This is a genomic window from Streptomyces sp. NPDC048254, from assembly GCF_043201895.1.
In the GTDB taxonomy this organism is placed as follows: Bacteria; Actinomycetota; Actinomycetes; order Streptomycetales; family Streptomycetaceae; genus Streptomyces.
Genome location: NZ_JBICZJ010000001.1, coordinates 611,890 through 632,847, shown reverse-complemented (window position 1 = coordinate 632,847; position 20,958 = coordinate 611,890). Strand labels below are relative to the sequence as shown.

The 20,958-nt window shown below is 71.7% G+C and carries 20 protein-coding genes; 4 read left to right on the top strand and 16 right to left on the bottom strand.

The features are described 5' to 3' along the window. Nucleotides 1–101 precede the first annotated feature (101 nt). The 4 genes from ACGFZQ_RS02885 to ACGFZQ_RS02870 form a co-directional block, all read right to left on the bottom strand. The gene (locus tag ACGFZQ_RS02885) at nt 102–1,601 is read right to left on the bottom strand and encodes a D-ribitol-5-phosphate cytidylyltransferase (RefSeq protein ID WP_393838870.1); all 1,500 of its coding nucleotides are present in this window, start codon (nt 1,599–1,601) and stop codon (nt 102–104) included. A gap of 290 nt (nt 1,602–1,891) precedes the next feature. Then, entirely contained in the window at nt 1,892–3,124 is a 1,233-nt protein-coding gene (locus ACGFZQ_RS02880) for a hypothetical protein (RefSeq protein ID WP_393838869.1), read from the bottom strand. A gap of 93 nt (nt 3,125–3,217) precedes the next feature. Further along, the gene (locus tag ACGFZQ_RS02875; RefSeq protein WP_393838868.1) at nt 3,218–4,768 is read right to left on the bottom strand and encodes an alkaline phosphatase D family protein; all 1,551 of its coding nucleotides are present in this window, start codon (nt 4,766–4,768) and stop codon (nt 3,218–3,220) included. A 183-nt stretch (nt 4,769–4,951) separates the two neighbouring features. Next, entirely contained in the window at nt 4,952–5,182 is a 231-nt protein-coding gene (locus ACGFZQ_RS02870; RefSeq protein WP_393838867.1) for a hypothetical protein, read from the bottom strand. On the opposite strand from ACGFZQ_RS02870, the gene ACGFZQ_RS02865 reads away from it, so the two are divergent. Next, nucleotides 5,172–6,056 (top strand): NAD(P)H-binding protein, encoded by an 885-nt coding sequence (locus tag ACGFZQ_RS02865; RefSeq protein ID WP_393838866.1) that lies wholly within the window; start codon nt 5,172–5,174, stop codon nt 6,054–6,056. The two genes, ACGFZQ_RS02870 and ACGFZQ_RS02865, sit on opposite strands and share 11 nt — an antisense overlap. A gap of 33 nt (nt 6,057–6,089) precedes the next feature. On the opposite strand, the gene obgE is transcribed toward ACGFZQ_RS02865, so the two are convergent. The 6 genes from obgE to ACGFZQ_RS02835 form a co-directional block, all read right to left on the bottom strand. Further along, nucleotides 6,090–7,532, bottom strand: coding sequence for a GTPase ObgE (gene obgE, locus ACGFZQ_RS02860; protein WP_351735400.1), 1,443 nt, complete (start codon nt 7,530–7,532; stop codon nt 6,090–6,092). A 132-nt stretch (nt 7,533–7,664) separates the two neighbouring features. Next, nucleotides 7,665–7,919 (bottom strand): 50S ribosomal protein L27, encoded by a 255-nt coding sequence (rpmA, locus tag ACGFZQ_RS02855; RefSeq protein ID WP_020940020.1) that lies wholly within the window; start codon nt 7,917–7,919, stop codon nt 7,665–7,667. A gap of 14 nt (nt 7,920–7,933) precedes the next feature. After that, nucleotides 7,934–8,254, bottom strand: coding sequence for a 50S ribosomal protein L21 (gene rplU / locus ACGFZQ_RS02850; protein ID WP_030217740.1), 321 nt, complete (start codon nt 8,252–8,254; stop codon nt 7,934–7,936). Nucleotides 8,255–8,520: 266 nt separating this feature from the next. Continuing rightward, entirely contained in the window at nt 8,521–12,699 is a 4,179-nt protein-coding gene (locus ACGFZQ_RS02845; protein ID WP_393838865.1) for a ribonuclease E/G, read from the bottom strand. Between the two features lie 277 nt (nt 12,700–12,976). Further along, complete coding sequence (locus tag ACGFZQ_RS02840) at nt 12,977–13,741, bottom strand: TIGR03936 family radical SAM-associated protein (protein WP_351735395.1); 765 nt, start codon at nt 13,739–13,741, stop codon at nt 12,977–12,979. A 108-nt stretch (nt 13,742–13,849) separates the two neighbouring features. Next, nucleotides 13,850–14,701, bottom strand: a complete 852-nt coding sequence (locus ACGFZQ_RS02835; protein ID WP_393838864.1) for a hypothetical protein — start codon at nt 14,699–14,701, stop codon at nt 13,850–13,852. Between the two features lie 181 nt (nt 14,702–14,882). Here ACGFZQ_RS02835 and ACGFZQ_RS02830 point away from each other — a divergent pair, with 181 nt between their 5' ends. Continuing rightward, nucleotides 14,883–15,236, top strand: a complete 354-nt coding sequence (locus tag ACGFZQ_RS02830) for a DUF805 domain-containing protein (RefSeq protein WP_393838863.1) — start codon at nt 14,883–14,885, stop codon at nt 15,234–15,236. A 52-nt stretch (nt 15,237–15,288) separates the two neighbouring features. Here the strand turns inward: ACGFZQ_RS02830 and ACGFZQ_RS02825 are convergent, their stop codons facing one another. Together ACGFZQ_RS02825 and ACGFZQ_RS02820 are read right to left on the bottom strand one after the other, a co-directional pair. After that, on the bottom strand, nt 15,289–15,753 hold the full coding sequence (locus ACGFZQ_RS02825; RefSeq protein ID WP_393838862.1) for a hypothetical protein: 465 nt from the start codon (nt 15,751–15,753) through the stop codon (nt 15,289–15,291). An 83-nt stretch (nt 15,754–15,836) separates the two neighbouring features. Beyond that, nucleotides 15,837–16,445: a TetR/AcrR family transcriptional regulator gene (locus ACGFZQ_RS02820; RefSeq protein WP_393838861.1), complete on the bottom strand. Its 609-nt coding sequence runs from the start codon at nt 16,443–16,445 to the stop codon at nt 15,837–15,839. Between the two features lie 105 nt (nt 16,446–16,550). Here ACGFZQ_RS02820 and ACGFZQ_RS02815 point away from each other — a divergent pair, with 105 nt between their 5' ends. After that, nucleotides 16,551–17,513, top strand: a complete 963-nt coding sequence (locus tag ACGFZQ_RS02815) for a zinc-binding dehydrogenase (RefSeq protein ID WP_393838860.1) — start codon at nt 16,551–16,553, stop codon at nt 17,511–17,513. A gap of 38 nt (nt 17,514–17,551) precedes the next feature. Here the strand turns inward: ACGFZQ_RS02815 and ACGFZQ_RS02810 are convergent, their stop codons facing one another. Next, entirely contained in the window at nt 17,552–17,788 is a 237-nt protein-coding gene (locus tag ACGFZQ_RS02810; protein ID WP_393838859.1) for a DUF6400 family protein, read from the bottom strand. Nucleotides 17,789–17,972: 184 nt separating this feature from the next. Between ACGFZQ_RS02810 and ACGFZQ_RS02805 the strand changes: the two genes are divergently transcribed. Beyond that, nucleotides 17,973–18,587 (top strand): DJ-1/PfpI family protein, encoded by a 615-nt coding sequence (locus ACGFZQ_RS02805; RefSeq protein WP_393838858.1) that lies wholly within the window; start codon nt 17,973–17,975, stop codon nt 18,585–18,587. Nucleotides 18,588–18,620: 33 nt separating this feature from the next. Here the strand turns inward: ACGFZQ_RS02805 and ACGFZQ_RS02800 are convergent, their stop codons facing one another. The 3 genes from ACGFZQ_RS02800 to ACGFZQ_RS02790 all read right to left on the bottom strand — a co-directional run bounded on the left by ACGFZQ_RS02800 (nt 18,621) and on the right by ACGFZQ_RS02790 (nt 20,768). Continuing rightward, nucleotides 18,621–19,238, bottom strand: a complete 618-nt coding sequence (locus ACGFZQ_RS02800) for a VOC family protein (RefSeq protein ID WP_393838857.1) — start codon at nt 19,236–19,238, stop codon at nt 18,621–18,623. 68 nt (nt 19,239–19,306) lie between these two features. Further along, nucleotides 19,307–20,077, bottom strand: coding sequence for an SDR family oxidoreductase (locus ACGFZQ_RS02795; protein ID WP_393838856.1), 771 nt, complete (start codon nt 20,075–20,077; stop codon nt 19,307–19,309). Continuing rightward, the gene (locus ACGFZQ_RS02790) at nt 20,067–20,768 is read right to left on the bottom strand and encodes a cysteine hydrolase family protein (protein ID WP_393838855.1); all 702 of its coding nucleotides are present in this window, start codon (nt 20,766–20,768) and stop codon (nt 20,067–20,069) included. The genes ACGFZQ_RS02795 and ACGFZQ_RS02790 overlap by 11 nt, the downstream gene beginning before the upstream one ends. Nucleotides 20,769–20,958 lie beyond the last annotated feature (190 nt).

The window sequence follows — 20,958 nt, the reverse complement described above, 5'->3', positions numbered from 1 at the left end:
GGAGGTTGTCGACAGGGAGTTTTTACGGTTCAGGCCCCTGTGATTGCTCCGCGAACGCGCAGCCACAGAGGCCTGAATTACAGATGACTAATGAAGGTCGATTATGCCACGCCGGCCTGTCGGTCCAGGACACTGGCCAGCGCCTGCTCGAAGCCGGTGGCCAGGCCTGCGGGGGCCGTCGGGTCCTGCTGGCGGACGTCGATGACATGGCCGGTGAGTTCGGACAGCAGCACGTCGAGGGAGGTGCGGGCGACGGCCTCGGAGGAGAGCAGCGAGCCCGTCGGCTCCTGGCCGAACGCCTTGGTGCGCATCGGGGTGGCGGTGCGCTCGGGGTTGACGCAGTTGACGCGGATGGCGTCGCCGGCCCACTCGTCGGACAGGGCCTGGGTGAGGTTCACCATGGCGGCCTTGGTCGAGGAGTAGAGGCTGTACTCGGCGCGGCCGCGGGTGTAGCTGCTGGAGGTGTAGAGCAGCAGCTGGCCGTTGGTCTCGGCGAGGTACTTGTAGCTGGAGCGGGCGATCTGCACCGGGGCCAGGTAGTTGACCTTCAGCGCCTCCTCGATGGTGGCGTTGTCGGTCTCGGCGAGCTTGCCGATGCGCAGCACGCCGGCCGTGTTGACGACGTAGTCGATCCGGCCGGTCTCGGCGTACGCCTTGGAGAGCGCGTCGTCGACCTCCTCCGGGTTCTCCACGTGGGTGCCGGTGGTGGAGCGGCCCAGCGCGTAAACGTTCGCGCCGTAGGACTCGGCGAGTTCGGCGATGTCCTTGCCGATGCCGTAGGAACCGCCGAAGATCACCGCGGTCTTGCCGGTGAGCAGTTCGCGGTAGGCGTCCTCGTCCTTCTGCTCGGGTGCGGCCGTGGAGCCGAGCTGGAAGAGCTTGTCGGCGATGAAGACGTCGACGGGCTGGGTGACCTTCATGTTGTACTCGTCGCCGGCGACCACGTGGATCGGGACGTCCGGCAGGTACTTGAGGACGACGGAGCAGTCGTCGGTGGCCTGGAAGTTGGGGTCGCCGTCGGCGACCTCGTAGGCCCGCTTGATCGTGGACAGCTTGAACGCCTGCGGGGTCTGGCCGCGGCGCAGCCGGGAGCGGTCCGGGATCTCGGTGATGAACTCGCCGTCCTCGCCGTGCGTCCGCGTGACGATGATGGTGTCGGCGGACGGGATGGCGACGTCGACGGCCTGGTAGCGCTCCAGGGCGGTCACGCAGTCGTCGATGACGCGCCGGGACAGCAGGGGGCGTACGGCGTCGTGGAAGAGGACGTTGAGGTCCTCGCCGTCGGCCAGGCCCTCGCCGAGCGCCTCGATGGCACGCTCGGTGGTCTCGTTCCGCGTGTTGCCGCCCTCGATGATCTTCTTGACCTTTGTGAACCCGGCCTTGGCGACGATCTTCTCGACGTCCGAAACATAGCCCGGCGCCATCAGCACGATGATGTCGTCGATCGAGACGGCCTTCTCGAAGGTGGTCAGGGTGTGCTCGATGACTGCCTTGCCGGCGATCTTCAGCAACTGCTTGGGGATCGACAGACCCACCCGCTGGCCGGTGCCACCGGCCAGGATGACTGCGGTGGTTCGGGGCTTGGCTATGTGCTGGGACACAGGTGACCTACCTTGGGGCATCAGGGAACTTGGAAATGGTCCCACTTCCGGTAACCGCAGTGCAAGGTGAGTGCCGCCCACTGCATATGTGCCCGCAACCTTTCATTCACCTTGCATCGCTGGTGATGGGCGTCGCCTGTCGGATGTCCAAGGAAGTTCCGTGAATTTGCTGTGAGTAACTACACAGGACATTCCGATTGCTGTGCGTGACCGCATGACACGTCTCAGCAGGCCTAAGCCGTGCCACACGGACGGCTTAGCACAGCTAAGCCGTCCACACGCAGGACGGCTCAGCGCCGTCGCAGCTTCTTGAGGCATCGGTGCCCCAGTACCCGTACGAGTTCCTTCGACGATGTCTGGTGCACTGTGCGGGCTTTGGCCTCGGCGGTGTGACGCACTGGTGCCGCGGCCGCCGCGGCGAGTGCGCCGTAGAGGGCCTGGGCGGCGACCTCCGGTGCGATGCGGGCCTCGGTGGCGGCCGGGCCGGGGGCCGGTTCGCGCTGCTTGGGTATGGCGGAGAGCAGGGACGCGTCGCCGATGACGCGGACGCCCATGGCGCCGATGCGTTCCACCATCTCGGCGCCGATGCGGCCGGCGGCCTCGACGGCCCAGTCGGGGGTAGAGATCTTCACGTCCTCGGCGGTGGGGCTGCACGTGTTCTTCATATGCATGACGGCGCCGTTGCGGACGAGCTTGGAATAGAGCTCGTCGGGCAGTCCATTGCCGCGGAATTCCACGTTGAGCTTTCGCAGCATTTCGGTCTCGGCGAGGGTGAGGGAGCGGTTCGCCGCGTCCGGGACGGGCCGCAGGAGGTTTTCGGGCAGTCCGAGCAGCGCTTCGAAGGTGCGCATCAGGCTGTCGCGGTCCCGGTCGTCGGCCACGACGACGGTGATCCGGTCGGCGCCGACCGCGCGGATCCAGCGTTCGACGAGCCGGTCGTGCCGGTGCCGGCGCCAGAAGCTGGGGTTGGGCTTCTCGTAGGGGGCCTTGCGCAGCATGTGATCCAGCCACTCCTCGTACCCCATGCGCAGCCCGTTCTGCACGTACTGCTGCCACTGCGAGGGCATGATCCGGGCGATCGGGCGCAGGGTGACGAGGACGTGCACGCGGTCGCCGCCGAGCTGCTCGACGATGCGGGCGACGGTCTCGTCGTCAGGGGCGTCGGCGAAGAACTCGCTGCTGATCACCGAGGTCCGGGATCCGGTGGCCTCGACCTGCTTGAGCAGCCGTGTCCAGTGCTTCTCGGTGGGCACGGTGTCGCCCATCATCGCGGGCCGGGCGCAGGCGGCGAGGGCGGCTTCCATGGGGTGCCGGCTGGTCGCCGGGAACTCCACGCCGTGCTCGGGCAGCTTGTCCTTCGCGGCGAAGAGGGCGCCCTGGATGGCCGTGGTGCCGGTTTTGTGCGGCCCGATGTGCAGCAGGCGGGTGCCGGCGGGCAGGGCGGCAAGGGGACCAGTGGGGCCCATGGGGCTCATGGGGGCCTTGTCCACCGGGGCTTCGCTTTTCGTACAGTCCGTCTCCATGGTTAATGGAAGGTAAGACGTTTACCTTAGGTTCACCTGAGAGGAGCCTGGGACACAGATGAGTCCCAGGCTCCTGTCACACAGACTTCACTCTCACACGACCTGTACGCCGGCTTCGTCCGCCTCGACGCGCAGGGTCGCGAAGGTGCTGGCGGTGGCCTGCGGCTTGACGACGGTGTCGACGATCCGCACGCGCGCGTCGATGCCGTCGCGGCGGATGTCGAAGAGGTGGTAGCCGCGGTGGGCGTCGATGACCTTCCAGTGCGGGTTGTCGGGCTTCAGCGGGTCGAACTGGGCGTGGAAGGCGGCCTGGTCCTGGTCGCCGTTGCTGGAGATGGAGGTGCCGACGAACTCGGCGCCGACCACGTCCGACGACGGGTCGGCGAAGTCCTGTTTCAGGTCGCTGATCATCGTGAGGTGCCGGTCGCCGCTGAGCACGACGGGGTTGCGGATCGAGGCGAACTCGTCCAGCAGGGCGTTGCGTTCGGCCTGGTAGCCGTCCCAGGCGTCGTAGTACCAGAGTTTTCCGTCGCCGGGCAGGATGTCGGTCTCGGCCATCATGATCTGCGAGGCGATCAGGTTCCAGCGGGCCGGTGAGCGGTGCAGTCCGTCGAGGAGCCACCGCTTCTGCCCGGCGCCGAGCATGGTGAGGGAGGGGTCCTCGGCGGCCGCCTGGCTGGTGACCTGGTCGCTGCGGAACTGCCGGGTGTCGAGGACGTTGAGCCGGGCCAGCCGGCCGAAGTCCAGGCGGCGGTACATCTGGATGTGCGGTCCGTCCGGGATCGCGGTGGCCCGGACCGGCATGTGCTCGTAGGAGGCCTGGAAGGCGGCGGTCAGCCGGGCGACGAACGCGTCGTGGGACTGCTTGTCGGGGTCCTGCGGGACCTGGCCGGCCCAGTCGTTGTCGACCTCGTGGTCGTCGAAGGTGACCACCCAGGGCGCGTTCGCGTGCATCGCGGCGAGGTCGGGGTCGCTGCGGTACTGGGCGTAGCGGTTGCGGTACTGCGCCAGGGTGTACGGCTCTCCGGTGCCTTCGTGGCGGCGGGGGCCGGCCGAGGAGGGCGTGGACTCGTAGATGTAGTCGCCGACGAAGAGGACGACGTCGGGGTCCTGGGCGAGCATGTCGGCGTACGGGGTGAAGTAGCCGTGCTGCCAGTTCTGGCAGGAGGCCAGGGCCACGCGCAGGGAGCCGCCCCTGGCGTGCGGGTGGGGCGCGGTGCGGGTGCGGCCCGTCGGGGAGATCCGGCCGCCGGCGCGGAAGCGGTACCAGTAGGAGCGGCCGGGGCGCAGTCCTCGTACATCCACGTGAACGCTGTGCCCGTACTCGGGCCGGGCGTGGGCGGTGCCGCGGCGGACGGTCTTGCGGAAGCGTTCGTCCTCGGCGATCTCCCAGGCGACGGGGACGACGGCGTCGGGCATGCCGCCGCCGTCGAGGGGAGCCGGGGCGAGTCGGGTCCAGAGCACGATGCCGTCGGGAAGCGGGTCGCCGGAGGCGACACCGAGGCTGAACACACCGTCCGGCAACGGGGTTTCGGCCGCCTGGGCGGAGGCCGGCAGCCAGAGCTGGGCGGAGGCGGCGGCACCGAGGACGGCGGCACCGGCGGTCAGAAAGCGGCGTCGGTCGGGCGATGGTGCTCCGGTCATGCGCGGACTCCCTTGCCACAGTGGCCTCTTGAACGGTCTGACCTTCGGAAACTCCCACGGTCGGACGGTCCGCGCGCTGAACGAGAGCATTCGTGCGCATGACAACTAGGCAGACAACGGGCGACCCCCGGCGTCACAGGAACAGACCACTGAAGCCCCGCACTTGACGCTGCCTCAGTCACATCAGCCGTGCGGCGGGGCGGCTTCCGCGGACCCGGCCTCCGCGGACCCGGTGACCGTGGGAGCTGTGCCCGTGGGAGCTGCGACCGCGGAAGCCGTGACCGCCGCCGCCAGCCGGTCGCGGAACCAGCGGTGGCCCGGGGCGGCCAAGTTGGCGAGGCCGGGGGCGGCCGACCGGCCCCGCGGGACCTCGCCGCGCTCCACGACGACGAAGGGCACGTACGTGTACGTCATCACCGCACCCACCAGCACCATCGGCCGTCTGATCGTCGACGACCTGCTCGGCCGCGGGGAGAAACCGCGGCTGGTCACCCGGGACGCCTCGCGGCTCGCCCCCGGGGTCCGGGAGCGGGCCGAGATCGTCGAGGGCTCGCACGGTGACGAGGCCGTGGTCGACCGGGCCTGTGCGGACGCCGAGGCCGTCATCTGGCTGGCGCCGGACGACGGGGACGCGCCGAGCACCGACGCCGCCTATGTGGACTTCACGCGTCCCGCGGCGCGGGCGTTCGCCCGGCACGGCGTCCGGCGGGTCGTCGCCGTCACGGCGCTGGGCCGTGGCACGCGGCTCGCGGAGCACGCCGGTGCGGTGACCTCGTCCCGGGCGATGTGCGACCTGATCGCCGCGTCAGGGGTGAACTTCCGGGCGGTGGCCTGTCCGTCGTTCATGCACAACCTGCTCAACCACGTCCGGTCGATCAGGGAGCAGGGCCTGTTCTCCATGATGGCCGACCCGGATCTGAAGGCTCCGGCCGTGGCCGCCCGGGACATCGCCGCGACCGCCGTACGACTGCTGCTCGACGGCACCTGGACGAGGTCCGGCGAGGTCGCCTGCCTCGGTCCCGAGGATCTGTCGCCGAAGGACATGGCCCGGATCGTCTCCGAGGTGCTCGGCACCGAGGTCGGCTACCGGCAGATCACCGGCGCGGCGCTGAAGGAGCGCATGACCGGCTTCGGGATGAGCGAGGGGATGGCGCAGGGGCTGGTCGACATGTTCGAGGCGAAGAACAGGGGCCTGGACAACGCCGAGCCGCGCACCGCCGGGTCGACGACGCCGACGACGTTCCGGCAGTGGTGCGAGGAGGTGCTCAAGCCGGCCGTGACGGGCTGAGCACCCTCACGGCCGCCCCGGCGCCCGCGTCGGTCACTCCTTGAACGGGTCGAAGTCGCCGTACTCGCGCAGCGACTCGTCGCGCTCCGCCTCGCGGTCGCGGCGGCGCTGTACGGCGGGGCGCTGTTCCTCGAAGCGGTGGTCCTCGCCGCGGCGGCCGAGCATCTCGGCGCCGGACATCATGGTCGGCTCCCAGTCGAAGACGACGGCGTTGTCCTCGGGGCCGATGGCGACGCCGTCGCCGCTGCGGGCGCCCGCCTTCATCAGTTCCTGCTCCACACCGAGGCGGTTGAGGCGGTCGGCGAGGTAGCCGACGGCCTCGTCGTTGTTGAAGTCGGTCTGCCGGACCCAGCGTTCGGGCTTCTCGCCGCGCACCCGGAAGAGGCCGTCCTCCTCCTGGGTGACGGTGAAGCCGGCGTCGTCCACGGCCTTGGGCCGGATGACGATCCGGGTCGCCTCCTCCTTGGGCTTGGCGGCGCGGGACTGGGCGACCAGGTCGCCGAGCGCGAACGACAGCTCGCGCAGGCCGAGGTGGGCGACCGCCGACACCTCGAAGACACGGTAGCCGCGGGCCTCCAGGTCGGGGCGGACCAGTTCGGCGAGGTCCTTGCCGTCGGGGACGTCGGTCTTGTTGAGGACGACGATCCGGGGCCGGTTGTCGAGGCCGCCGTACTGCCTGAGCTCCTCCTCGATGATGTCGAGGTCGGAGACGGGGTCGCGGTCGGACTCCAGGGTGGCGGTGTCCAGGACGTGCACGAGGACGCTGCAGCGCTCGACGTGCCGCAGGAACTCCAGGCCGAGGCCCTTGCCCTGGCTGGCGCCGGGGATGAGTCCGGGGACGTCGGCGATGGTGTAGACGGTCGAACCGGCCGTCACCACGCCGAGGTTGGGGACGAGGGTGGTGAACGGGTAGTCGGCGATCTTCGGCTTGGCGGCCGACAGCACCGAGATCAGCGAGGACTTGCCGGCGCTGGGGTAGCCGACCAGGGCCACGTCGGCGACGGTCTTCAGCTCCAGGACGATGTCCCCGAGGTCGCCGGGCTCGCCGAGCAGGGCGAAGCCGGGGGCCTTGCGGCGGGCGCTGGCGAGGGCCGCGTTGCCGAGGCCGCCGCGGCCGCCCTGGGCGGCGATGTAGGAGGTGCCGTGGCCGACGAGGTCGGCGAGGACGTTGCCCGCCCCGTCCAGCACCACGGTGCCGTCGGGCACCGGCAGGACGAGGTCCTGGCCGTCCTTGCCGGCCCGGTTGCCGCCCTCGCCGGGCTTGCCGTTGGTGGCCTTGCGGTGCGGCGAGTGGTGGTAGTCGAGGAGGGTCGTCACGGACTGGTCGACGGTCAGGATGATGTCGCCGCCGCGGCCGCCGTTGCCGCCGTCGGGGCCGCCGAGCGGCTTGAACTTCTCCCGGTGTACGGAGGCACAGCCGTGGCCTCCGTTACCCGCGGCGACGTGCAGCTCGACGCGGTCCACGAAGGTGGTCATGGGATGTGCCTCCAGTTACGTACGGGTGTTACTAGGTCAACACGCGAAAGGCGGACCCGCTTCCCCGCAGGGAAGTGAGGTCCGCCTCGCGAAAAGCTTCCGATCAGTTACCTGAGTCAGTTACCTGATGCTTCAGGCGACCGGAACGATGTTCACGACCTTGCGGCCACGGTGGGTGCCGAACTCCACCGCACCGGGCTGCAGCGCGAACAGCGTGTCGTCGCCGCCGCGGCCGACGCCGGCACCGGGGTGGAAGTGGGTGCCGCGCTGGCGGACCAGGATCTCGCCCGCGTTGACGACCTGACCGCCGAAGCGCTTCACGCCGAGGCGCTGAGCGTTGGAGTCACGACCGTTACGGGTGGACGATGCGCCCTTCTTGTGTGCCATCTCTCCTCAGTCCCTTACTTCGCAGCCGCGGGGATCTCAGTGACCTTGATCGCCGTGTACTGCTGGCGGTGGCCCTGGCGACGGCGGTAACCGGTCTTGTTCTTGTAGCGCAGAATGTCGATCTTCTGGCCCTTGTGGTGGTCCACGACCTCGGCCTGGACCTTGATGCCGGCCAGGACCCACGGGTCGCTGGTCACGGCCTCGCCGTCGACAACGAGCAGGGTCGAGAGCTCGACCGTGTCGCCAACCTTGGCAGTGGAAATCTTGTCAACCTCAACGATGTCGCCGACAGCAACCTTGTGCTGGCGACCACCGCTGCGCACGATGGCGTACACGCGGATCTCACTCTCTCGCTCGGAACCGGCACCCCGCAGTCCAGCCGTCCGGCACGCGGGCGGCCTCTCCGGAACACCGTGTGCTCCGGAGGAAGAGGTTTACGGGGATGTGGCACGTCCTCATATTCATGGACACGCCGACGGTCAAGGTTACGGGGCGGTGGCCGAGGGGGTCAAACCGGGCCCCGGGGGTGTGGGGCCGGTCACTCGGAACGGGCCCCACGGAATGCGGGACCGGTCACTCGGACCGGTCCCGCAGCCGGACGTCAGCCCTCGTCGGAGGCGGTGGCGACCGTGGTGGTCTTCTTCGCCGTCGACTTGGCGGCGGCCGTCTTGGCGGTCTTGGCCGCCTTCTTGGCCGTCGTCTTCTTCGCCGCCGTCTTCTTGGCCGCGGTCTTCTTCGCGGCCGTCTTCTTCGCGGCGGTCTTCTTGGCAGCCGTCTTACGGGCCGTCTTCTTGGCCGGAGCGGCCTCCTCGACGCCAGCCTCGGCGGTCTCGTCCGCGGCCGGCGCCCCGGCGGCGGAAGCCTCCGGCTGCTCGGCGCCCTCCGTCGACGGTACGACCACGACGGCCGTCTCCTCCGACGCGGTCGGCGCGGTGGCCTTGCGCACCGCGCGGCGGCGCGGACGGGCCGGGGCGGCGCTCTCGGCGGGCGCGGCCGCCTCGGGCTGCGCCGCCGGTTCCACCACCGGTTCCACCACCGGCTCCAGTACCGCTTCGGCCGCGGGGGCGGTCTCGGCGACGACGGTCACCGCGGCCGTCTCGGACCCTGCCGGGGAACCGGCGGGCGCCGACACCTTCCGGGTGGCCCGGCGACGGGTACGGCCCTTGGACACGGCCTCCTCGGCGGCCGGGGCCTCGGGGGCCTGGACGACCGGGTCCTCCACGGCGACCGGCTCGGCGTGCGCCTCGGCGGCCGGCTCCGGCAGCACCTCACGCTCCGCCTCCGCGGCGGCCGGTACGGCCTCGGCCGGGGTTTCGGCCTCCGCGCCCCGGTTGCGGCCCGCACGCTCCCTGGGCGCACCGGCCGGAGCCGAGGCCCGGCGGCTCGCCCGGCGGCGGCTACGGCCGCGGCCGGCCGCAGCCTCCGCCTCGGCGACGCTGCTGTACAGCTCCTCGTCCGGCGCGAAGTCGGGGGCGGCCAGCGCGACGGGCGTGGCGGCCTCGGCCGCTACCTCCGCCGCCGTCTCGACCGCGTGGACGGCCTCGGCGTGCTCGACGGCCCCGTCGGCCGCGACCTCGTGCGTCTCGTGCACGTCATGGTCGTGCTCGTGCCCGTCGCCGCCGCGGCCGCGCTTCTTGCGCTTGCCGCCGCCACCGCCGCCGGAGCTGGGCTGCTCCATGTGGACGATGACACCGCGGCCGTTGCAGTGCACGCAGGTCTCGGAGAAGGACTCCAGCAGGCCCTGCCCGACCCGCTTGCGGGTCATCTGGACGAGCCCCAGCGAGGTCACCTCGGCCACCTGGTGCTTCGTACGGTCCCGCCCGAGGCATTCGAGCAGGCGCCGCAGCACCAGGTCCCGGTTGGACTCCAGGACCATGTCGATGAAGTCGATGACGATGATGCCGCCGAGGTCGCGCAGCCGCAGCTGGCGGACGATCTCCTCGGCCGCCTCCAGGTTGTTCCTGGTGACCGTCTCCTCGAGGTTGCCGCCCTGGCCGGTGAACTTGCCGGTGTTGACGTCGATGACGACCATCGCCTCGGTCCGGTCGATCACCAGCGAACCGCCGCTGGGCAGCCAGACCTTGCGGTCCAGGGCCTTGGCGAGCTGCTCGTCGATCCGGTAGGTGGCGAAGACGTCGACCTCGGAGGTCCACTTCGACAGCCGGCCCGCGAGGTCGGGGGCGACGTGCGAGACGTAGCCGTGGACGGTCTCCCAGGCCTCGTCACCGCTGACGACGACCTTGGAGAAGTCCTCGTTGAAGATGTCGCGGACGACCCGGACGGTCATGTCCGGCTCGCCGTACAGGAGCGTCGGCGCGTTCGAGCTGCCGCCGTTCTTCGACTTCTTCTGGATGTCCTCCCACTGACCCTGCAGCCGCTCGACGTCGCGGCGCAGCTCGTCCTCGCTCGCGCCCTCGGCGGCGGTGCGCACGATGACGCCCGCGTCCTCGGGGACGATCTTCTTGAGGATGGTCTTCAGCCGGGCCCGCTCGGTGTCGGGCAGCTTGCGGCTGATGCCGGTCATCGAGCCCTCGGGGACGTACACGAGGTAGCGCCCGGGGAGGGAGACCTGGCTGGTCAGACGGGCGCCCTTGTGGCCGATCGGGTCCTTCGTCACCTGGACGAGCACGGACTGGCCGGACTTCAGGGCGGCCTCGATGCGGCGCGGCCCGTTGGCCATGCCGAGCGCCTCGAAGTTGACCTCACCGGCGTAGAGCACCGCGTTGCGGCCCTTGCCGATGTCGATGAAGGCGGCCTCCATCGAGGGCAGCACGTTCTGGACCTTGCCCAGGTAGACGTTGCCGACGTACGAGGTGGCCTGCTCCTTGTTGACGTAGTGCTCGACGAGCACGCCGTCCTCCAGGACGCCGATCTGGGTGCGGTCGCCGTACTGGCGGACCACCATCACGCGCTCGACGGCCTCGCGGCGGGCCAGGAACTCGGCCTCGGTGATGATCGGGACGCGCCGGCGGCCCTGCTCGCGGCCTTCCCGGCGGCGCTGCTTCTTGGCCTCCAGACGGGTCGAGCCCTTGATGGACTGCACCTCGTCGGACGGCTCGGACGGCTTGCGGGGCTCGCGGACCTTGACGACCGTGCGCTCCGGGTCGCCGTCGCCGGGCTCGGCGTCGGTGGAGCTGTCCCCGGCGCGCCGCCTGCGGCGACGGCGGCGACGGCTGCTGGAGGAGGAGCCGCCGGCCTCGTCGTGGGCCTCCTCGTCGTCCTCTTCCTCCTGCTCGGCGGTGTCCTCGGCGTCCTGCTCGGCCTGCTCCGCGGCCAGCTCGTCGCCCTCGCCCTCACCGTCACCGGCGTCACCACGGCGGCGACGACGGCCACCGCGGCGGCGACGACGGCGGGAACCGGCCTCCTCGGCCTCGTCCTCGGCGTCGGCGGCGTCCTCGATGTCCTCGGCGGTCTCGGCGGTCTCGGCGGGCTCCTCCGGCTCATCGGTCTCGTCCTCGGCGGCGGGCCGGGCGGCCGGGGTGTCCTCGGCGGCACCCCGGCGCCGGCGCCGACGGCGTGAACCGGTCTCGGCCTGCTCGACCTGCTCGGCCGTCTCGGCCGGCTCCGGCTGGTGCGGGGCGAGGTCCTCGGGCTCCTCCGCGACGGCGGCCACGGCGGCCGCTTCGGCGGCGGCCCGCTCCGGGGTCTGGAACTTCGGCTCGGTGAAAACCGGCGCCTGGAACACGGCGACGGCGGGCCGGGCGGGACGGCGCTGCGACTCGTCCTCGGCGGACGTGGCCGCGGCGGCGGGCTCGGAGAACCCGATGGCGGCCTGCCGTACGACACGGCGCCGGCGCCGCGGGGACTCGGTCTCCGGCTCCTCGACGGCGGGGGCCTCGGTGGTGGAGGTGACGGCCGGGGCCTCGACGGCCTGCGGCTGGGCCGCGGCGGGGGCCTCGGGGGCGGCCTCGGGCGCACCGGCGGGCGCGGCGACCCGGCGGGTGGCTCGGCGCCGGGTACGCGGGGCGGGCGCGGTGGGCTCGGCCTCGGGGGCGGGGGTGTCCCCGTGGGTCTCGCCGGTCTCGGCGGCGGGCGCGGGCTCGTCGACGGCCTCGGCGGTGTCCGCGACGGCGGCCGTGGGTGCGGTTTCCGCGGCGGTCTCGGCCGTCACCGGGGCACCGGTGGGCGCGGACGCCCGGCGGGTCGCCCGGCGGCGGGTACGGGGAGCGGGCACGGTCTCCTCGGCGGCTTCGGCAGCCGGAGCGGCCTCGGTGACCTCAGCGGTCTCGGTGACCTCAGGGGCCTCGGAAACCGCGGAAGCCTCGACAGCCGCTTCCTGCTCGGCCGCCTCGGTGGGCGCGGAGACGCGACGCGTGGCACGCCGGCGCGTCCGGCGCGGCGCGGCCTCCTCGTCGCTCTGTACGGCGGTCTCGACGGCCTCGGCCACCACAGGGGCGGCCTCGGCGGGCTCGGTGGCGGTCGCGGGAAGCACGGTCTCGGCCGTCTCGACGGCCTCGGCTCCCGCCGGGGCACCGGCGGGTGCCGACGCCCGGCGGGAGGCCCGGCGGCGGGTACGCGCGGCGGGCACGGCCTCCTCGGCGACCGCGGCAGCCTCGGATGCCTCCAGGGTCTCTGTCGTCTCCTCGTCGGCCTCTGCGGGCTCGGAGGGGAACGACTCCGCGGCCGGTATGGCCGGCGTGGTGATCTCGGCCTCGCCCGCCGCGGTCGCGACAGGCGGTCCCGCGGGGCGGGACGCGGCACGGCGACGCCTGCGCGGCGGCAGGGTGTCGCTCGGGGTGTTCGGTTCGGAGCCCTCGATGGGCTCGGTCGGTTCGAGCATGCGGGCGGTTCTCCCGTCAGGCTCCCGGGCGCCGCGCCTGGTCCGGCGTCGTTCGCTTCGAGCGACCGCCGGTGACGTCCGCGGCTCGCGCGATGCGCGGTGCCGCCGTGTGGGGCGCGGGCGCCGCACAGGAGCTCTCTGTGTCCTGTCTCGCCGGTTCCGTACGCCTTGTCGCGGACGGCCTGGCGAAAGTCTTCTGGTCGGTGCGCTGCCCGACCCAGGTGGCTCCCGAGTACGAGGGCTGCGCGTACGACGTCCGTCCTTCGCGGGACCTTCCCTACGCCGGCGCTGTCGCGGCGGCAGCGGGTTCGGCCTTCGAAAGGGCCTCAACTGCCTCGCGGTCGGGCGCGAGCGGGTCGGTCACCGTGCCGGTCTCTTCATCGAGCAGCCCCTGCGCCAGCCTGGTCACCGCTGCGGGGACCGGCGGCGCCAGGTCGGCCACGGCGCGGAGACCGGACAGGACGTCGTCGGGTCGTACGGCAGGCGTCACGTGCCGAACAACCAGCCGCAGTATCGCACAGGGCTGGTCGCTCGGCCTATCAGCCGTTTCATTGTGCGTTTCAAGTTGTACGACCGCGGGGCGGGCGTCGAAGGTCCGTACGCCGTTCTTGGTCGTGCGCTGGACCTCGACGGCGTCGGCCGCGTTGAACGCGGCGACGGCCTGTGCGGCCTGTTCCGGGTCCTGGCCGGCCAGCCGCAGCTCCCACACGGAGGCGGTGAGCCGGTCGGCCAGTCCGGACGTGCGGGCCTCGACCGCGTCGACGATGTCGAGCCCGGTGGGCAGGGACTCGTCGAGGAGGACGCGCAGTCGCTCCGGGTCGCGGACCGCGGTGAGCGCGATCTCCAGGTACTCGGCCTCGCTGCCGGTGCCGGTGGGTGCGGCATTGGCGTACGACACCTTCGGGTGCGGTGTGAACCCCGCCGAGTAGGCCATCGGCACCTCGGCGCGGCGCAGCGCACGCTCGAAGGCGCGCTGGAAGTCACGGTGGCTGGTGAACCGGAGGCGGCCGCGCTTGGTGTAGCGCAGTCGGATGCGCTGCACCGCCGGTGCGGGCGGCGGGCCTTCGGGCTGTCGCTTGCCCAGTGTCGTCAGTCCTTCGTGATTCTGGTGAGAGCAGCCGTACCGCGGGGGCCGTGCTGCCGGGTCCTGCTATCCATCAAGAGTACGTGTGTCGCGGCCCGCGGGTTCCCGCCGGTCGATGGGCACCGGCGGGGCAGGCTCGCCGAACAGGGCGCGGCGCAGGTCGGCGCGGGCCTGCCGGACGGCCCGGCCGACGGCCCGTGCGACCTGGGCGGCGGGGCGCAGCACGAGGTCGCGTACGACGTGTCCGACCGGGGTGAGGACGGTCCGGTAGAGCCGGCGCACCGGCTCCAGGAAGATCCACCGGAAGAGGGTCCCGAGAATCCGTCCGACGGCGCGTGCGACGTGTCCGGCGGCCCGCCAGGCGTGGCCGAGGGCCTCCCAGATCTCCCTGAGGACGACGCCGAGGACATGGCCGACGGGGGTGAGGATCCAGCGCCACAGGGCGACGGCGGGCAGCACGAGGAGCACGCGCGCGATCCAGTACAGGGCGGTGGCGAGCTGCTCGAACACCCAGGCGACGGCTTGGGCGACGGGCGTGAGGAGCCAGAGCACCGCGTGGCCGATCGGGGTGAGCACGCGCGCGTAGAGCCACACGAGGGCGTGGCCGAGGGGAGTGAGCAGGTAGCGGTACAGCCAGCCCAGCGGGACGACGACGAGCACGTGCAGGAGCCAGGCGACGGCGCGGCCGACGGGGGCGAGGACGTACCGCCAGAGGAATCGCCCCACGGGGACGACCAGGTACCGCCACAGGAACCCTGCGACGGCGGCGAGGGCGTCCCAGAGCAGCCGTACCGGCAGGACCACCAGGAACACGAAGATGCGGACGGGGATCCTGATCGCGACGACGAGACACCCCTCGGGGTGATGTGTCTGCGAATGCGTCTGCGGTTGCCGCTGCGGCTGCTTCTGCATGTCCATGGCCACAGAGACGCTATCGCGTGCCGTGCGGATGCGATCGGCCACCCTTGATCACCGATCGGCGGCGACACGGTAACGGTTGTCCCGCACACGCCAATCTGGATGGAACCGGCCACGGCGGCTTGATTTGCTGGGCGCCAGCCAAATCTTGAACCTTTCTTGGGTCCTTGGGGGACGAGCAATGAACTGGTACGTGGACGTACTGAAGAAGTACGCGGTGTTCAGCGGCCGTGCGCGCCGGCAGGAATACTGGATGTTCTTCCTGTTCAACCTGATCATCAGCATCGTGCTGGCGGTCATCGGGCGGGTCATCGGGTTCGCGGCCCTGGGCGCGATCTACAGCCTGGCGGTCCTCCTGCCCGGCCTGGGCGTCGCGGTCCGCCGGCTGCACGACACCGGCCGTTCGGGCTGGACGATCCTGGTCAGCATCATCCCGCTGGTCGGCTGGATCATCGTGCTGGTCTGGCTCGCCTCCGAGGGCAAGCCGGAGCAGAACCAGTACGGCGACAACCCGAAGTACGCGGCCGCCGTCTGACCTGTCATCACCTCGAAGGCCCGCCGGATCCGTCCGGCGGGCCTTCGCGCGTCTACGAGGCCGCGGACGATCTCTTGTTGCGTTCGGCCTGCAGGTGCAGGACCAGGAAGAGGACCCGGAGGAGGTCGTCCGGGAGGGTGGGCAGGGCCTTGGGGAGGGTGATGCGGCGGGGGCGGGTGCCGAGGGCGTCGTACGACAGGGCGAGCGGGCCGATCGCCCTCGCCCGGCCGCTGAACCTGGGGTGTTCCACGGGGTACGGCCCGATGCGGCGCGGGATCCCGGACCAGGCGGCGCAGTCGACGTCCCAGGTCCCGAACGTCCTCGGGACGCTGCCGAGGCGGCCGTACCCGATCTCGATGTCGCCGATCCACCGCAGCCGGCTGCCGAGCATGTCGTACTCCAGCGGATGCGGTCCGAGCGCGTGGGGTCTGCCGCCCCAGCGGCCGTAGGTGAGGTGGACGTCCCCGATGGAGCGGAGCCTGCTGCCCAGCAGGTCGTAGCCCAGTTCCAGTTCCATGCCCGCCAACTCCCCCGTGTCTCAGCGGTCTTCGCTCTCCCCGATTGTGCGGCCGGACCGCCGCGCCTTCCATGGCGGTCGTGTCACGGTTTCGCCCCCGGCCACGAAGGCATGGGAGCCGGCGGGTCCTGGAAGGCCTGGATCACCAGCGTGGCGAAGCGCCGGGAGGCCGCGACCCGGCCGGCCGGCGACGCGGTGCGGATGCCCCGCTGGGCCATGAGCATGAGGACCAGGTCGTCCATGACGAAGTCGGGGCGCAGCCGGCCGGTGCCCTTGGCGCGGTCGGCGAGCCTGGCGACCGACCTCAGTGTGGCGGCGCGGTCCGCGGCGAAGTCCATCGCGTCGGGGAAGGCCGACCTGAAAGCCTCGGTGAAACCGCGGTCGTGTGCGTGCAGTTCGCAGACCTTCTCGATCACGCGACGGAAGCCGTGCCACGGGTCCGGATCGGCGAGCCCCTCGTCGACGATGGCGTGACAGGCCCGCGCCTGGTCCCGGAAGACCTCGGTGACCAGGGTCTGCTTGGTCGGGAACCGGCGGTACAGGGTGGCGGGGCCGACCCCGGCGCGCCGGGCGATCGTGCGCATCGGCACGTTCAGCCCCTCGGTGGCGAAGAGCGCGCGGGCGGCGTCGAGCACGCGGGCGCGGTTGTCCCGGGCGTCGGAACGCAGCGAGTGAGACAAACGGTCGGTCACCGCTCTCACATTAGCCAAGCCGGGGCAGGGCGCCCCTTAGCGTCCGGGAGCACCGGGAGCAACGGACACCCCGGTTCCGCTCGATCCCGTACGCAGGAGGCCCATGTGAAAGCAGTGACGATCCGGAGGTTCGGCGGCCCCGAGGGCCTGGCGGTCGTCGATCTCCCGGCGCCGGTTCCGGCCGGCGGACAGGTGCTGATCACCACCGATGCGATCGGGGTCGGCGGCGTCGACACCCTGATCCGCAGCGGTGCGCTCGCGGGCTACGGCTTCCGGGAGGGCCATGTTCCCGGCAGCGAGGTGGCGGGCGCGGTGAGCGCCGTCGGCGAGGGCGTCGACACGGCGTGGCTCGGCCGGCGGGTGTGGGCGTTCACGGGCACCGGCGGCGGCTATGTGGAACAGGCGGTCGTCCCGGTCGAGGAGGTCCTCGCCCTCCCCGCGGACCTGTCCGCCGCCGACGCGGTGACCCTCGGGAGCTCCGGAGTGGTGGCCCACTTCGCGCTCGGCCATGCCCGTTTCCGGCCCGGCGAGTCGGTGCTGGTGCGGGGCGCGGCCGGGAGCATCGGGATCGCGGCGGTCCAGCTCGCGGCCCGGGGCGGTGCCGCGGCGGTCGCGGTGACGACGTCGTCGGCTTGGCGCGGCGAACGGCTGCGCGGGCTCGGCGCGACCCATGTGCTGGACCGCTCCGGAGAGGGCGGCGGGGACTCGCCGGCCGGCTATGACGTGATCATCGACATCGTGGCCGGTGCGGACCTGCCGTCGTTCTTCGGCAGGCTCGGTCCCAACGGCCGTCTGGTGGCCGTCGGTATGGTCGCCGGACCGCCGCCGGCCGACTTCGGCATGAGTATGGTCGCGGCGTTCCGCAGGTCCCTGTCGTTCGCGACCTTCAGCGCCGACACCGTGCCCGCGGCCGACCGGCGCGCGGTCCGGACCGGCCAGTTCGCCGACGCGGGCCGCGGCGAGCTGGAGACGGTGGTGCACGAGTCGCTGCCGTTGGCCGAGGCCGTGCTGGCGCACCGGAAGATGGCCGCCGGGGAGGTGTTCGGCCGGATCGTGCTGACGCCGTAGCGGCACGGTGCCCCGGGGACATGTCCCGGGGGCGGGAGTCAGCGTCGGGGCAGCACCCCGGCCGCGACGAGCGAGTCGTACAGCCGCTGCTGTTCCTCGTCGAGCCCGGAGTACAGCATGTCGTACGCCTCCTGCTCGCCCCGCGCCGTCTCGACGGGGTCCCAGGCGTCGCCGAGCGCCGCCATGACGTGGGCGCGCCGGGTCATCTCGTGACCGGTGAGATCGACGGCGAAGTCGACCGGTTCGGCGGGAAGGGAGGCATCAGAATTGGACATATGACCGAATTTAGGCAGGTGAGCCGGTCCGCGACAAGAGCCCGTGGGACACATCACAGCAGGTCATCGAGGCCGCTGGACTCTGTAGGGTGACCGCGAACGGCCACCGGCCGCGGATTGGCCCGCGACCCGGTCCCGGCCTCCTGAGAAAATCGCCCCCCTTGCCGTGCTTCGAGGAGACGCCATGCAGGTAGCCGTGCTCACCTTCGACGGATTCAACGAACTCGACAGCTTCATCGCCGCCGCGCTGATCAACCGGTGCCGGAAGGACGGCCTGGAGGCCTTCATCACGACACCGACGCCGGTGGTCACGTCGATGAACGGCGTCGAGGTGACCGGGCAGCGCCCGATGGAGTTCGTGACCGAAGCGGACGTGGTCCTGGTCGGCAGCGGGGTGAAGGCACGGGAGGTGGTCGCCGACGACCGGCTGATCTCCCGGCTGCGGCTCGACCCCTCCCGGCAGCTGGTCGGCGCGCAGTGCTCGGGCGCGCTGGTGCTCGCCCGGCTCGGGCTGCTGGACTCCATGCCCGTCTGCACGGACCGCAAGAGCCGGCCCTTCGTCGAGGCCGCCGGGGTCACCGTCCTGGACGCGCCGTTCCACGCGGAGGGGAACATCGCCACGGCCGGTGGCTGCCTGGCGTCCCAGTACCTCGCCACGTGGGTGATCACCCGGACCGTCGGTGAGGACGCGGCACGCGGGGTCCTCGACTACGTGGCCCCGGTCGGCGAGCACCAGGAGACCGTCGACCGCGCCCTGCGTGCCGTCCGCACGGCCACGGCGGAGACCGCACTGCGCTGACGGGCGGGGCCGGACCGGACGGCTCGCCCACGGTCACGCGGGCGGCTGCGTCCCGGCCTGCTCGCTCACCATGTACCGCGCGTACCAGTCCGGCCAGCCGGGGTCCTCCACGCCGGTGCGCGCCTCGTGCTCGCCGTGTGCGGCCGCGGCCCGCCGCAGCGCGCCCGCCAGGTCGTCGGCCGAGGCGAACGAGGTGGCCGCGGGATCCAGCCGTCCCGGGAGCCGCTCGGTGACCTCCTGGAGGAGCCAGCCGTTGCCGTCCGGGTCGCTGAACGACAGGAAGGAGCCGTAGCTGCCGTGCCGCGGTTCGGGACCGGGCACCCGGGCGTCGCCGTCGGCGTGGTGGAAGACACCGCCGGCGTCGTGGAACACCTCGCTGGGGTGGGCGCCGTGCCGTGCCAGCTCGTCGTGGGCGGTGTCGATGTCGTCGACGACCAGGTGCAGCCCCCGGGCCGAGCCGGGCGTCTGCTCGGTGACCGACTCGCCGAAGATGACCGACGCCGGAGAACCCGGTGGGGTCACCTGCACCACCCGGAACTCCCCGTCGGTGGCGACGTCCGCGTCCAGCCGCCAGCCCAGCGCCGTGTAGAAGTCCTTGGCCCGGTCCACGTCGGACACCGGCACCACGACGACCTCTAGTTTCATGTCCATGGCTTGCACTTCCCGTCTCGGAGGGAACACCGGCGACGGCCCGACCCGCGACCAGGCCGGGCAGGGGCTCAGTGCGCGAGGAGCTGCTGGCCGCCGTCGATGTCGTAGGTGGCGCCGGTGAGGGCGTCGTTGACCATGAGGTGCACCGCGAGGGCGGCGACGTCGGCCGGACCGACCACCCGCCCGATGGGCAGCGTCTTCCGCAACGCCTCACGCCGCGCCTCGAGTTGGTCGCCCAGCAGGGCGGCCGACAGCGGTGTGTCCACGAACCCGGCCGCGATGAGGTTGACCCGGACCGGGGCGACCTCCAGCGCCAGGTTGGCGACCAGCGCCGGCAGCGCCGCGGTGAGGGCGCCCGTCACCGCCATCCCGGGCGCGGGCCGACGGCCGCCGGTGCCGCCGATGAACAGCAGCGCCCCGCCGGCCCTGACCTTCCCCCGGCTCGCCCGCGCCACCGCCAGCACCATCGCGAGACGCCCGCCGAAGTCCCGTCCGGCGTCGGTCAGGTCGAGGTCGTCGAGCGGCGTGTACGACGGGCTGCCCGCCGTGACCAGCACATGGTCGACCCGCCCGGGCAGCTCCCCGAGGAAGCGCTCCATCCGTTCGGTGTCGAAGGCGTCGAACACGGCCGCGCTCAGCGGGCGCAGTTCGTCCGCGGCCCGCCGGAGACGCTCGGCGTTGCGCGCCACGAGCACCAGCTCGCCGCCGGCCGCCCGCACCTGCCGCGCGGTCTCCAGACCGATGCCCGCGCTGCCGCCCACCACCACGACCGTCTGACCGGCCAGTTCGCCGCGCGCACCGCTCCGCTCGGCACCAGCACTGTCACCGTCACCGCTCATGACCGCCGCCTCCGCTCTCCACGGCGCCCGCACCGGCCGCGCCGTCCGCCATGGCGACGAACTCCTCGGTGGTGAGGACCGCGTGGGCGTACAGGGGCGCGTTGAGGTCGAAGGTCGCGGTCATCTCCTCCCAGCTGAAGGAGGCGATGGCATCACGGACCAGGGTCACGTGGTACCCGAGCTCCTGGCCGTAGCGCGCGGTGGTGTCCACACAGGTGTTGGCCCGCATCCCGATCAGCACGATCTTCCGGATGTGGTGCTGCTTCAGCAGGAAGTCGAGGTCGGTGTTGGCGAACCCGCTGGACGCCCAGTGCTGCCGTACGACGATCTCGTCCTCCCGCGGCCGGAAGTCGGGGTGCCACTCGGCCCCCCAGCTGCCCTCGGCGAACGTCTGCTGGGCGAGGACGCGCCGCTGGGTCGGGGACAGGTGGTCCCAGGTGAGGTAGTCGCTCGGGGTCGTCCGGTGGTGGGGCACGACGAAGACGCGAAAGTCCTCGGCGCGGGCGGTGGCGAGAAGGGTCCGCATGTGGTCGAGCAGGTCCACGCCCTCCGCCACCTCCTTCGCCCGGGGCCACAACTTGCCGCCCTCGGAAAGGAAGTCGTTGTAGGGGTCGACGATCAGCAGAGCGGTTTCGTCCGGGGGGTACGGGTCGTACGGGGGTTTCCGCGCTTCGGAGGTCTCAGCAGTCATGGACGGTTCCCAACTGGTCAGCGACCGGATCGCTCGCTGCCGGGACACGGCTCGGGAGCGCTGCCCGGGCCACGCCACCGGAGACAACAGCCGACGGCCGCCCCCGAACCCACCGCGCCCCAGGCCCTCCGTAACACTCCGTCACAGGCCCGCCGGCTCAGAAACCCCAGTCTGTCACTCCCCCGGCCTA